Here is an 11,906-nt window from a genome sequence, read left to right on the forward strand (position 1 = left end):
TTGATGCCATTTTTCTTTATACTGTCACTGAGGCAGGTTGGACATTTGATTTCTAGAGTTATTCGCATTTCTCTATTTTATCAAAATTCAACCTGCTTTGTTTCAGCATACTTTTTGAAACACCACCAAATTTCATATATGAGATTTTATGTTAAATACCAGGACACCTTAGCTAAAGTATCCTGGTACTCCTTAGATAGAATTTGGAAGCGGATTCACATTTAATATGGTTGGCTTTTCAAGCATAACCTTATTAATATTTTCAATTATTTCTAAGGTTTGTCTATATTCTTTTGCTTCAGGAATGGTATGGAAAAGGGCATCATGTCCAAATTGACTAACGATTTCTCGGATTTCTTCTAATTTGGCCTCAAAAAATTCTTTTCTATAATTCACCTTATTTATACGTCGATCATTAAAATGTTTATGAAGTTTTGACTCAAGTTCAGGAGCATTTTCACTATAAATCATGGCATGTACATCAAATTTGAAAGGAAGTGCTGCATCACTTAATTCATTGATACGTTCGAAAGGATCTATTCTACGAGTCAAACCAATTTTATAAATATTTTCTCCAAACACTCCAATATTTGAAATTATGTATACATAACCCATTTTTGTTTGTTGAGCCATTGATAGAGCTCGTTCTTTCTTTTGATGAGCATCTTCTAACTGTTCATTTAGTAAATCAATTTGTGCCTGCAAGCGAACTTGTTCTTCACCAGCTGATTTTTCAATTTCTTTGCGTATCTTTGCTAATTTTTCTTCATACTCTCTTTCTTGTTCTTCAGCATCTTCTATGCTTTCAAGTAATTTTTCCTCTTCACGCTGAATACGTCTAAGTTCTGCTCTTTCCTCTTTTTCTTGTTGAAGCTTTTCTAAGTATTCAAATTTTAAATGCAATTCATCTAATTTCAGTTGTAAATATGCTTGGCTAATATAAATAAGGTTTATCTCGTTCTTTTTGTTGATGCTATTAAATGTATCTGCAATCTTTTTAGAAGCAATATGTATATTTGACCAAGAGACTCGAGAAATGATTGCATCACATTCACCATTGAAAGCCCGTAATGTCAGATGAATATTGTTTTTTGTCAGCTTTTCTCCACTCTTTTTCTTCCCATTGGCTCCAACAATTTCCCAAACCTCCTCAGAAATGACAGCTTTTTCTTGTTTAATCATTTCCTTTTGAGTTTCTTTATTTCTAAGAAGAGCTTGTTTGTATTCATCACTTAAATCAAAAGAAAAAACAGGTTCATATATGCCCTGATCAATAAGTTCTAGATCATTGGAATAAAGTTTTAAACGATTTTCTACTTCATCCAAATAACTCTTCTTACTTAAATAATCAGATCTCATCTCTTCTATTTGAGCAGTTAAATTTTTAATGACTTGCTCAACCTCCCCAACTCGATTTAATTTTCTATTAACTAAGTCTAATTGTTGGCTTTGCTCATACAATTTCTTTTGTTGATCTGAGATATCTTTTTTATATTGATTTATTTTTTCATAGCTTTTCCAAACTATAAATCCCAATATACAGGCGATTAAGAACCAAAAATATGACATATTAAAACCTTATCCAAAACAAGAACTTAACAATAAAAAACCAATAGCAATAATGATAATCCAACCAATTACCCCTATTTTTTCCGGTTCTTTTTCAGTGCGAATAACAGTTTCTGGTGCCTTAGGTGGCCAAGGTTTCCATTCATTTTTGGGAGTAGTTGTTTGGACTATCGAATTTGTTTGAAGCTTACTTTTTTCGCCTGAGTGGATTCTTTTTAACTGTTGTGATCGGCAAGAATCACAGATTTTTGCCCCGAAAGGAACTTCACATCTGCATTGCTCACAATAACTTACGGATTTTTTACTAGCTTCAGAAGGTCTTGTGGCTGCTACACCATGTATTTTTTTTAATTTTTCTGATCGGCATGCGTCACAGATATCTACTCCAAAAGGAATTTCTGCATTACATTCTTTACAAGAACTTTTATTTCTAATAGTACCTTTGGGAGAGATTTCAGGTTTTTCACTTACTTCATATGTAGAAGAGTTTTTTAAAGAGGAATTTATGCTGACTATTAAATCAAATAATTGAATATACTTAATTTTATCTACTAAATTTTTATCATGAAATTCTATTTTTGCAGTAGAGTTAGTTGTTATCAATGGTTTTGTGTTATTAAATCCAATCCCTACCTCTTCTAATTGAAAGCCTTCTTCATCTAATAACTTAGCAAACTCAAAATACTCATCTTGTACATACTGATCTTCGTCAGGTTGCGGGCATATACTAGCTTTTACACTCACTACAACTTCGTCTGATTTTGAAATAATTTTTGCTGCTAAATGTGATACCCATTGAGATGATGAGGTAGAGGCATTTTTTTCTAACTTATTAACTAAAGAACTATTTATTTGAGTATTACTCAAAGCTTGAACATCTACCAATTTATTAAAAAGCTGTAATTTTTTAATTTCTTTTATCTGAGACTTGTTCTCAAGAGAGAGTACGTTTGTTGAAAATAATTCTTTATCAGGATAAGCAGGATTAAATGATAAACCTATTTCGTCAATCTCAAATCCATCTTCATCTAAAACTTTTACAAATTCAAAATATTCGTTTTGAACATATCCATCTTCATCTTTAGAAACAATGATTGAGGCTTGTACAGATAAAACATATTCATCATCAATTAAAAAAAATTTACCCTTTAAATCCGTAACTTTTATCATGTAAATTACCAAAATTAATATTAAGTTATTTTTCGATTATATTTCTTTATGAGAGTGTTTGATTGAATTTGATCATAGATACGTCAAAATATGTCGTATAAACATCTATTAATCCTATTTCTTCATCTTTTGACATTCCTAGAATTAAGATAATACGGTTTATATGGAACGAGCTTTTGAAGCTCTCGTTTTTTTATCTTAAAACTGCTAAAATTCTTATACGCCATTGACGTACTTAAACCTATGCTATTCATTGAAACTAGTATTTTTACCAAGCAAATCAAAGAGCTTGTAAGTGATGAAGAGTATCGTCAGCTCCAGCAAGATCTCTTGGTACAGCCTGATAAAGGTGACTTAATCAAGAATGGCGGTGGCATTCGTAAAGTACGCTGTGCTCAAGGTAATAAAGGTAAAAGTGGCGGTATCCGTGTGATCTATTACTGGGTCACAGAAGATGATCAGATATTTTTCCTGGTGGCTTATCCAAAGTCTATGAAAGATAACCTGACAGACAAAGAGACCTCTATTTTGCGTCAATTAGTGAAGGAGCAATTTCATGGATAACAACTTATTTGATGACCTGGTTGCTTCAATCAAAGAAGCTGGTGCCATCAAACGCAATGAAATGAAAGCAAGCCGGGTAACTGAGCTTGAATTGCCGGATATTAAGGAAGTACGTGAGAAGACAGGCTTAACCCAAGCTGAATTTGCTGCACGTTTGCATATCAGTGCCAGAACCCTGCAAAACTGGGAACAAGGCCGTCGTTATCCAACTGGTCCTGCAGCAACTTTAATCCGTATTCTTGACGCTCATCCGACTCTAATCTAAGAAGTTTATATAATGAAAAACCCCGGCATCCTGCCGGGGTTTTTCGTATTGGTTCGCTCGGTATGACTCCTGTCGTACCTTACTTTCCTTGTGCCTATCTCTTGTTATTCTTCTCTGGAGCATCCTGCTCTCTATGTCTCCATAATAGGAAATCACAGGCTGATCGGCTAGCCGCAAAGGACCGAGTTTCATGTGAGCATATACGTACAAGGTCGACTAAAAACTGTCCCAGGTTTATGCGCAGAAATTGGGGATGCTTTCAGACTTGGAAGGATTGATAACTCTCGATAATGTGTCGGATTGATTGTTTATTGATCGTTTTTATTGGCGGAATATATCAAAACTGTTCACAAAAAAGCCGACTTGTTTCAAAATCGACTTTTTGCTGATTTTTTGAGTAATGCCAATTTTTTAAGTCATTGATATTTATATTAATATACAAGTGTACTTCGTATAACCGCCATTATGTTAAATGGGAAATAAACATAAGTGAGATACAGACATTTTTTCTTTATACTGAGGTAATTTTTTGATTCGAATAAGATTTCTATTATGACTGAGGGAAAGGCTTTACTGTTACAGGCAAAAGTTACTGATAAAGATTTAGATACTTTCGAGAGCAAACTCTTAAATTTGTGCCAACAATATTTTTTAGATCCATTAAAGTCAGATCTTTTAATACCTAGCCGTTTAAAAGACATTATAAAAAAATATGAAGAAAAACAAAGCCTAAGTAAATTTGAAGAAGTATATATTCATGAGTATATGCTCAGATCTTTAAGCGGTTTCCTGCCAGACTTTCAGAAAAAAATTAGACATAAAGTTGAATTAGAAAGAGTAGCTGAGGAAAAAATTCGTCAGGAGAAGTTGAGACTGGAAGCTATTGAAAAACAAAAGTTGCTTGAGTCAGATCCTGTTTATATTGCAAAGCAAAAAGAAAAAGCATTACTAAAAAAATACGACATTAATGAATATCTATCAGGGGCATCACCTACAGAGCTTTCTGAAATTTTGAATAAGCTAGAAAATGAAACAAGACTTTCTCAAGATGAGGCTGTTTGGTTAAATACAATAGGTAAAAAATTCTTTACTGCCAAAGTTCGTCATAAATTTCATCGATTAGAAGCTAATTATTATTTGCAGGAATATGCAAAGAACACCAAGAACATTTGGAATGCTATTAATGCTAGTAGTCAATTAAGAAAGTGTAAGGAAAGTGTTGAAGCAGAAGAATTTTTAGAAAAAATTTCCACTAATGGTATCAAGGATAAAAAATTATTATCTGCGTATTTCACTACTCTTGGTGGAGTTAGACGTGATCTTCGCAAGGTTAACGTCGCCATTGATAATGCATCCAAAGCTCATAATTTAACTCCAGATAATTATCGTCCTTGTACTTTATTAGGCGCTATTTATATGGAAACGTATCAATATACACTTGGGCATGAGTGGTATGAAAAAGCTAGTGAACGAGGTGCAACAAATCAATCAATTAATGCTGATCTTAAAAGCATTATCTCTAAGATGGATAAAGCTAAACGTAATGAAATGATTGAACATTTATTGAAGTTAGATCCTCACGCATACTCATGGCTAAAGTCTCTAAAAACAGCCGTAATAAACAAGCCTACAAGTAAACAAAATAAAGTTGAGCAGTCAGTAAAAGCTCAGAAAAAAGCATCGCCACCACAGCCAAAGAAGAATGCTCAAAATAAGCAGCCTAAAAATTCTGAAAAAAGTTTAATGGCCCTTTTAGAACAGGGAGCTAAGGCACACAATTTAAACCAGCCAGTGAGCCTATCAAAACCCTCATGCATGAAGCCAAAGAAGAAATAATTTATTATTGAGTTTCGCTAAAATTAACATAATACACCTTATACGAAATTCTTTCTTTTATTTATTACAATTCATAGTGTTACGTAGATTTAAAAAGCCCAACTCAGCTGAGTTGGGCTTTTTTGTCGATTCTTCACGTTCCATGGTTTTATTCAGTTTCAATAAACATCATCCGGTTTTTTAAGGAGTCATTATTTCATGTGCTTGCACTGAAATTGGCTCATCAAAAAATTGGAGTCCTGGCTAACCATAGGGAAGGAAAAAACGGCTCAGGAAGCTTCTCTTCTTAGGTTCAGGCTCAACGTGTTCTGGAACAGGGATACGTTTATTCTCTGAAGTAGTCAATCCGTCCTCTTTAAGGTGTTTTGACGGAATATTGGTAGTTATATCATCTGAGTTAGGTGAGATCTTACTTTCAATATTCTCTTTATTTAAATCAATATTGGATTTTAGGGGCTTCATTTCAATTAATGTAAGAAGCGTATCGATACGAGCATTAGCTTTAGTCTCTCTATCTTCTGCTTTTTCTAATTGTTTCTTCAAAAAATCGATCTGATTTTTTAATTCTATAACTGTTTTATCAGTGTATTCAGGTGTATCTAGGTTTTGTATTTGAGGTGTATCAATACGTTTTGACTGTTTGCCACTAAACGGTTCACCATATACTCTTAATAACTCTGAAAAGTCTATAAAGCCATCATGATCACGGCTTAATACCCCATTTTTTATATCTTTATAAAGTGTCGCTCTAGATTTTTTATACAGTGTGGCAGCATCACTAACACTGTATTTTGTACTTGTTTTCATAGTGTATTACTGTGTATTTAAGATACGTATTGTTGAATACAATAAGTGTATTCTTCAATACACTCAAGGTTTGAAGCCTAAGTTCCGTAAGTAAGGTAAAAACGTCTTCTGTTGTTTTGGATCTCTCAATTTTTCCTTGATTTTTGAAGCTAATATTTCATAGCTCTCACCCTCAAGTGCTAGATGAGATAGTTCATGTAGACGTGATAGTTGATTACCAAACATATTTATCTGAGCATCTGTTAACTTATAGAACTCTTTCGGTATGTCTTTACTTTCCTGACCAATACTTCTTGTTTTTTCTTTAAAAGAAAAAGTAATGTGAGTAACTTTACGACCTGTTTTTTTCTGCTCATAAGTCACACGTAAAGGGCTGTATTCATTTATTTGATCTACAGCAGTATCAATTACTCTTTTTTTAAAATCAGCAAATAACGGATACTTTTTACCTAGTTCCAGCATGGTTCTTAGATTATCAACAGAGATTTCACGCTTACCTATTTGTCTATATTGCACCAGTAACTCATAAATACGGATACCGTACCCACTGTTGATACCTGCAATATCAGATAGAGCATATTTCGTAAACTCTCTACTGAGGTTTGATATAAAGGGCAAAATTGGTTTTGAAAAGCGAATACCAATGACACTTTGACTATCTAAAAACTGCACCTCTTGTACCCATCTCATTTTAATAGATTTATCGTCCACAGAAAGGTTGATAGATCTTTCATAAAGTCTATTAATCCCTTCTTTTAAATCTCTATAGGCTGTTTTTTCGTGTACTCCTAGGAGCTGTAATTCATTAACACTCACTGGGTATAACTCATCATCTGTGATGGGTTGATTCTTTGGAATACGTGAAATGGCTGCTAAGACAATACGTTGCTCTACGGCACTTAATTGATATGAAGCTTCTATAACTTGATTTGATTTTACAACTTGATTCTTATCCAAAATAAAACCATTTAATTTTTAATATATGACAAATATATACTTGTCATAGTTAGTAGTCAATCCGTCATAGTTAAGTAGTCAATCCGTCATAGTTAGTAGTCAATCCGTCATAGTTAGTAGTCAATCCGTCATATTTAAATGCTGAAACCATTGCTATTAAAGGCATACAGAGGGCTGAAAAGATTTAAAAGATTTAAAAATAATTAAAAAAGGAAATTTGAAAAATTGCCCTTGGTTTTCGCTTCGCTCAAACTCTATTGAATCTCGCTTTCGCTCGATTCGTCGGGGCAATTTTTGGTTCATATTTTCGTGAATTTGAGGAAAAGCAAAAGCAAGATCAAAAGCAACTCGGAATTCGCTTCGCTCATGAGCTTTTTTTCTCGCTACGCTCGGTTTAGGGATCAAACTTGGAAAGTTCGCACCCATTCGGGATGCTCTGATATGCAGGTGATTGATGGATAGGGAGCTTGTAATCAGGGAAAGGAAAGGGCAAATTTTCTCAGTTCGCTCGTAGACACTCGCTCTGTTTATCGACTCATGCCACGAGATTTCATTTTAGGCGCATGTTGCTGTGCTTTGAGCTGTTGTTCTTGTCTGAGTTTCATTTGTTGTTCTGCTTTGATCTCATTCACACATTTCTTAATAACTTGATAGGTTGAGTATAGAGTTTGGTATTGCTTGGCTTTGGCCGGATGTTGTTGTTGGTACTGCTTCCAGGCATGTTCTTTGAACTTTTCATTTTCCAATAAATCCTTCACACCATGTTTTTTCTGGTGTTCATGCTGACCTTTTAGCTTTTTGTGTTCCTGATAAATCTCGTCACGTTGGGCTTCCCAGGCTTTTTTTCCAAACAGTAAGGGTTTGTTCTGGGTTAATTCGTTGTGTTGATCGACCAGGCTTTGCAATTTGTCATAACTTTGCTTGAGTCGGCTCTTCACGATGTCCTGGGCGAGCTGCTGATTGAACTCGTTTTCATGTTTTTGCATCTTGCCGAAGGTATTTTCGGCCTTTTTAAAAACATCCTGCATAAATTCTAGGTCTAGATTCGCGTCTTTTGCGCTGATTTCGCGATTTAGCACTTTGCCAAGGGTTTCCCTCTGTTTTTCCTCAAATAGGGCTTTTTCGTCAATTGGTGGCGTTTTAGCGCTATTTTTGATTTGGATCTGCTGTTCAGTTTTCAGTGTGCTGAGTTTGATCTCATTTTCAGCAATCAGCAGATCCATATTTTTGCCGTATTGCAGCTGTGCCTGATTTCTCTGTTTGATTTCATCATTGCTTCGGCTGATTTCGGTCTCAATCCCTTTTCGGCGCAGTTCGGTGACTTTAGGCCCTTCGTGCAGGGTGGCTTCCAGACCATTCTCCTGGTCCTTGTAGCTGCGGTGGTCGACTCGGGCGGTGTATCCGGCCATGTCCAAGTGCATATTGCAGATATCGGCAAAGTGTTTGCGCCAGTGTTCGATTTCTCCACTGTGTTTCTGATCCAGTTCCCGGGTTTTCTCGGTAAAACCTTCGGGAATGAGCTTGCGTGTGCTCATCAGGATATGGGCGTGATAATTGCGTTCATCACTGCCGGATCCGGTATGCGGGGCATGGATACAGGCATCAACGGCCACCTGATGTCTGTCCACGATACTGGCGCATAGTTCTTCGAGCATGGCCAGGCGTTGTTCCTGATTTAATTCACTTGGAAAAGCGATTTCAAATTCCCGGGCAACTGTCGAGTTTTTTCGGGTTTCGCGCTGTTCAACTTCGTTCCAGAGTCTTTCCCGGTTTTTTAAATGTTCTGGTGCGTCTTTGGGTAAATAAATCTCTTTGTATTCCACACCAGTTTTTCGGCTGTAGTCATGTTCTCGGCCTTCACGTTCACAATAGATCTTTTCACCAGCCCGATAGGCGATTGCAGCAGTGGCGGAACGTCCTGCTGATCGTGCTACGGTTTTGACTGAAAAGTGGTAAATCGCCATGCCTATTTTTCGCTTTTAAATTTTCACGTAGTGAAATACAACCGTGTCTACGGTTGTCGGGGTATTGGGGAGACCCCAATCGGACTTGCAAACGAAGTTTGCATAAGTGCGCTCTTCGAGGAAAACATTACTATACATATAGCACCTTGAATGCATATTCAAGTGCGCTTATGTTAGGGATGGTTTCCCAGGATGATGGTATTAGATTAATGAGCATTACTGAAACACTAGACAGCAAAATTAAAGCCCAGGAAGAAAAGCTAAAGCAGTTAAAGGCTCAAAGACAGGCAGCATTGGCAAGAGAACGTGCCAAAGAAAAAGAACAGGCAAGAAAGGATGATACAAGACGTAAAATTTTGATCGGATCCTGCATGTTGAAAATCACAGAAGATGATGAACAGGCCAGAGCAAAACTGATTGCTCAAATGGACCGTTATTTAACAGACGAGCGAGATCGTAAACTTTTTCAATTGAATACTAATTAAAAGTGAAAAATCTCTATTACTATATTCTTAATTATTAAAAATACTCGAAAGAAGGGGTAGTGAAATGTTTTTAAAAAAAAGATGGTTGGCCGTTTCTTTCTTCGCCTTTATGAGTGTAGTTCAAGCTGAAGAGGTTAAACCTTATAAATATTCTGAAGCTTCCGATTCGTATACTTATAGAGCTCAACTAACTCATACTATATTCCACATTTCGTCCAATCCTTTAATAATTTCAAGTAACCTTAAAAAAGATATTCTAGGAGAAGATACTCAGTATGAATTTTTAAAAAAAATTTTTAAAAAAAATAATAGTCTTATAGTGGTTACATGGCCTGGTCCTATATATGGTATGCAGAGTGCTAAAGTAACCTACTATATTTATGAGATAAATAGTCTTGGTGAACTAATCAATCGTGATGAAGTTCATTTTGACAGTGTAAGTGAAATTGAAGTAAACGAGACGCCTAAAGGAATCAAAATTTATAGCGAGCAATCAAAAAATCATGGAAAAACATTTATTTATGAATTTATTAATGGGAAAGTATTTGATTTTTCCACTTCAATGAATACTTCATTAATAAAAAAAGAAGAAGAGAGGCTGTGTAAGGGGTTTTATGATTTATACACGACTTAAGAGATGGATCCGTAAATTTGAACAACTCCTATAAGTGATATTCTGCTCCTCAAATGATGTTATAAACATCAATATATGGAGTATTTTATGGCACGTAGACCAAGAAGAAATCATTCAAATGATTTTAAAGCTAAGGTAGCACTTGCTGCGATTAAAGCAGAAAAAACACTTGCTGAATTGAGTGCTGAGTTTGATGTTCATCAAAACCAAATTATTGACTGGAAAAATCAATTGATCTCAGCTTCCTCGCAAGCTTTCGATCAATCAAAAGCTCCAACAGAACCACCCATCGATCTAAAAAAACTACATGCAAAAATCGGTGAGCAGGCATTAGAAATTGATTTTTTAGAAGGTGTGTTGAAGAAACTGGGCCGCTTCAACCACAAAAGTTAATCGACGACTCACTTCAGATTTCAGTATCTAAGCAAGCTAAGCTGCTGAAAGTCTCCCGTGGTTGTTATTACTATCGCCCAAAACCTGTGAGTGCATCAGATCTGAAGCTGATGCGATGTATTGATGAATTACATATGCAATATCCTTTTGCAGGCAGTCGTATGATGCGTGATTTGTTGAATCGTCAAGGACATCATATAGGACGACGTCATACACGTACTTTAATGAAGAAAATGGGTATTCAGGCGTTATATTGCAAACCAAATTTAAGCCAGGCTAATCAAGCTCACCGTAAATATCCATATCTGCTCAAAGGGTTGGCTATTCAGCGCAGTAATCAAGTGTGGTCTACGGATATAACGTATATCCCTATGGCAAAAGGCTTTGTTTATTTATGTGCTGTGATTGATTGGCATAGCCGCAAGGTACTTGCGCATAGGGTATCGATTAGTATGGAGGTGGATTTTTGTATTTCGGCTTTAAATGAAGCGATTGAAAAATATGGTCGACCTGAAATATTTAATACAGACCAAGGCAGCCAGTTTACCAGTGATGCATTTATTGATGTATTGAAATCAAATGGCATTCAAATCAGTATGGATGGTAAAGGTCGATGGGTAGATAATGTGATGGTTGAACGATTATGGCGGAGCGTTAAATATGAAGAGGTGTATCTCAAAGCTTATAGCAGTGTCACAGATGCGAAAAAGCAATTAAGTGCATATTTTGAGTTTTATAATTTGAAACGACCTCATTCGAGTCTAGACAAAATGACACCAAATGAGTTTTACTATGATCAGCTACCCCAACAAAACAAGGTGGCTTAACTAGAGCGGAATATCACTTATAAATACGCTTTTAGTTGTTCAAACAAGTGGGACCACCTCTTTATGAATATGAATATGATCCCTATCGTAAGGTTGAAAATATTTATGATCTAGGAACAGCTAATTATTCTTGGATCTCTTATAAAGTAAAATCGTCGCCGAAGCTTTCAGATCAGTTAATAAACACATTAAAAGGAAGGGGCTTAAAAGAACGTCAGCAAATGAATTATATGAGTTTTAAGAATAGTTTTTGTGATTAGGTAATTACGCTGATTTTAGTTTAGGTTATGGATTATCGTTAAATTTCAGGTGGTGTTTCAAAAAGTATGCTGACATTAAATGAAGCCATTATTGATGTAAAAAAAGGTTAAGTCGAAAGCTTTAAAATGGTTTTCAATCTTTTTTGAAAAATTACAACTCCTTCTAAAACCGCGC

At 35.5% G+C, this 11,906-nt stretch carries 12 protein-coding genes and 1 pseudogene; 6 read left to right on the forward strand and 7 right to left on the reverse strand.

From position 1 onward, the window contains the following. Positions 1-192: 192 nt before the first annotated feature. Entirely contained in the window at positions 193-1,569 is a 1,377-nt protein-coding gene (locus FTV30_RS14115) for a DUF4041 domain-containing protein (RefSeq protein WP_180001800.1), read from the reverse strand. Positions 1,570-1,578: 9 nt separating this feature from the next. After that, a complete protein-coding gene (locus tag FTV30_RS14120) occupies positions 1,579-2,739 on the reverse strand; it encodes a zinc ribbon domain-containing protein (protein WP_180001801.1) in 1,161 nt (386 codons plus the stop codon). A 243-nt stretch (positions 2,740-2,982) separates the two neighbouring features. On the opposite strand from FTV30_RS14120, the gene FTV30_RS14125 reads away from it, so the two are divergent. The 3 genes from FTV30_RS14125 to FTV30_RS14135 all read left to right on the forward strand — a co-directional run bounded on the left by FTV30_RS14125 (position 2,983) and on the right by FTV30_RS14135 (position 5,404). After that, a complete protein-coding gene (locus FTV30_RS14125) occupies positions 2,983-3,303 on the forward strand; it encodes a type II toxin-antitoxin system RelE/ParE family toxin (protein WP_004896915.1) in 321 nt (106 codons plus the stop codon). After that, entirely contained in the window at positions 3,296-3,568 is a 273-nt protein-coding gene (gene nadS, locus FTV30_RS14130; protein WP_004896911.1) for a NadS family protein, read from the forward strand. The genes FTV30_RS14125 and nadS overlap by 8 nt, the downstream gene beginning before the upstream one ends. A gap of 552 nt (positions 3,569-4,120) precedes the next feature. Further along, positions 4,121-5,404: a hypothetical protein gene (locus FTV30_RS14135; RefSeq protein WP_180001802.1), complete on the forward strand. Its 1,284-nt coding sequence runs from the start codon at positions 4,121-4,123 to the stop codon at positions 5,402-5,404. A 243-nt stretch (positions 5,405-5,647) separates the two neighbouring features. On the opposite strand, the gene FTV30_RS14140 is transcribed toward FTV30_RS14135, so the two are convergent. The 4 genes from FTV30_RS14140 to mobQ form a co-directional block, all read right to left on the reverse strand. Further along, entirely contained in the window at positions 5,648-6,211 is a 564-nt protein-coding gene (locus tag FTV30_RS14140; protein WP_180001803.1) for a plasmid replication DNA-binding protein, read from the reverse strand. 63 nt (positions 6,212-6,274) lie between these two features. Further along, entirely contained in the window at positions 6,275-7,168 is an 894-nt protein-coding gene (gene repM / locus FTV30_RS14145) for a replication initiation protein RepM (protein WP_180001804.1), read from the reverse strand. A gap of 156 nt (positions 7,169-7,324) precedes the next feature. Next, positions 7,325-7,594, reverse strand: a complete 270-nt coding sequence (locus tag FTV30_RS14150; RefSeq protein ID WP_143115432.1) for a hypothetical protein — start codon at positions 7,592-7,594, stop codon at positions 7,325-7,327. A gap of 101 nt (positions 7,595-7,695) precedes the next feature. Further along, positions 7,696-9,132 carry a MobQ family relaxase gene (gene mobQ, locus FTV30_RS14155; RefSeq protein WP_004282071.1) on the reverse strand — a complete coding sequence of 479 codons (1,437 nt, stop codon included), beginning with the start codon at positions 9,130-9,132 and terminating at the stop codon, positions 7,696-7,698. A 209-nt stretch (positions 9,133-9,341) separates the two neighbouring features. On the opposite strand from mobQ, the gene FTV30_RS14160 reads away from it, so the two are divergent. The 3 genes from FTV30_RS14160 to FTV30_RS14170 all read left to right on the forward strand — a co-directional run bounded on the left by FTV30_RS14160 (position 9,342) and on the right by FTV30_RS14170 (position 11,471). Continuing rightward, the gene (locus FTV30_RS14160; protein ID WP_180001806.1) at positions 9,342-9,617 is read left to right on the forward strand and encodes a mobilization protein; all 276 of its coding nucleotides are present in this window, start codon (positions 9,342-9,344) and stop codon (positions 9,615-9,617) included. Positions 9,618-9,681: 64 nt separating this feature from the next. Next, positions 9,682-10,251: a hypothetical protein gene (locus FTV30_RS14165; protein ID WP_180001805.1), complete on the forward strand. Its 570-nt coding sequence runs from the start codon at positions 9,682-9,684 to the stop codon at positions 10,249-10,251. An 87-nt stretch (positions 10,252-10,338) separates the two neighbouring features. After that, positions 10,339-11,471, forward strand: a protein-coding gene (locus FTV30_RS14170) for an IS3-like element ISAba14 family transposase (protein ID WP_223155595.1) whose coding sequence is annotated in 2 segments (ribosomal slippage) — positions 10,339-10,591 and positions 10,591-11,471 — 1,134 coding nt in all. Because the reading frame shifts where the segments join, the coding sequence is not laid out codon by codon here. Positions 11,472-11,806: 335 nt separating this feature from the next. On the opposite strand, the pseudogene FTV30_RS14175 reads toward FTV30_RS14170, so the two are convergent. After that, positions 11,807-11,906, reverse strand: a pseudogene (locus tag FTV30_RS14175) (IS1 family transposase); the annotation flags it as partial.

Source organism: Acinetobacter sp. YH12255 (assembly GCF_013417355.1).
Taxonomy (GTDB): Bacteria; Pseudomonadota; Gammaproteobacteria; order Pseudomonadales; family Moraxellaceae; genus Acinetobacter; species Acinetobacter pseudolwoffii.

Coding starts and splice junctions, on each gene's coding strand:
- FTV30_RS14165 (WP_180001805.1), top strand. CDS start 9,682: ATGTTTTTAAAAAAAAGATGGTTGGCCGTTTCTTTCTTCGCCTTTATG.
- mobQ (WP_004282071.1), bottom strand. CDS start 9,132: ATGGCGATTTACCACTTTTCAGTCAAAACCGTAGCACGATCAGCAGGA.
- nadS (WP_004896911.1), top strand. CDS start 3,296: ATGGATAACAACTTATTTGATGACCTGGTTGCTTCAATCAAAGAAGCT.
- FTV30_RS14125 (WP_004896915.1), top strand. CDS start 2,983: ATGCTATTCATTGAAACTAGTATTTTTACCAAGCAAATCAAAGAGCTT.
- FTV30_RS14140 (WP_180001803.1), bottom strand. CDS start 6,211: ATGAAAACAAGTACAAAATACAGTGTTAGTGATGCTGCCACACTGTAT.
- FTV30_RS14135 (WP_180001802.1), top strand. CDS start 4,121: ATGACTGAGGGAAAGGCTTTACTGTTACAGGCAAAAGTTACTGATAAA.
- FTV30_RS14115 (WP_180001800.1), bottom strand. CDS start 1,569: ATGTCATATTTTTGGTTCTTAATCGCCTGTATATTGGGATTTATAGTT.
- FTV30_RS14120 (WP_180001801.1), bottom strand. CDS start 2,739: ATGATAAAAGTTACGGATTTAAAGGGTAAATTTTTTTTAATTGATGAT.
- FTV30_RS14150 (WP_143115432.1), bottom strand. CDS start 7,594: ATGGGTGCGAACTTTCCAAGTTTGATCCCTAAACCGAGCGTAGCGAGA.
- FTV30_RS14160 (WP_180001806.1), top strand. CDS start 9,342: ATGAGCATTACTGAAACACTAGACAGCAAAATTAAAGCCCAGGAAGAA.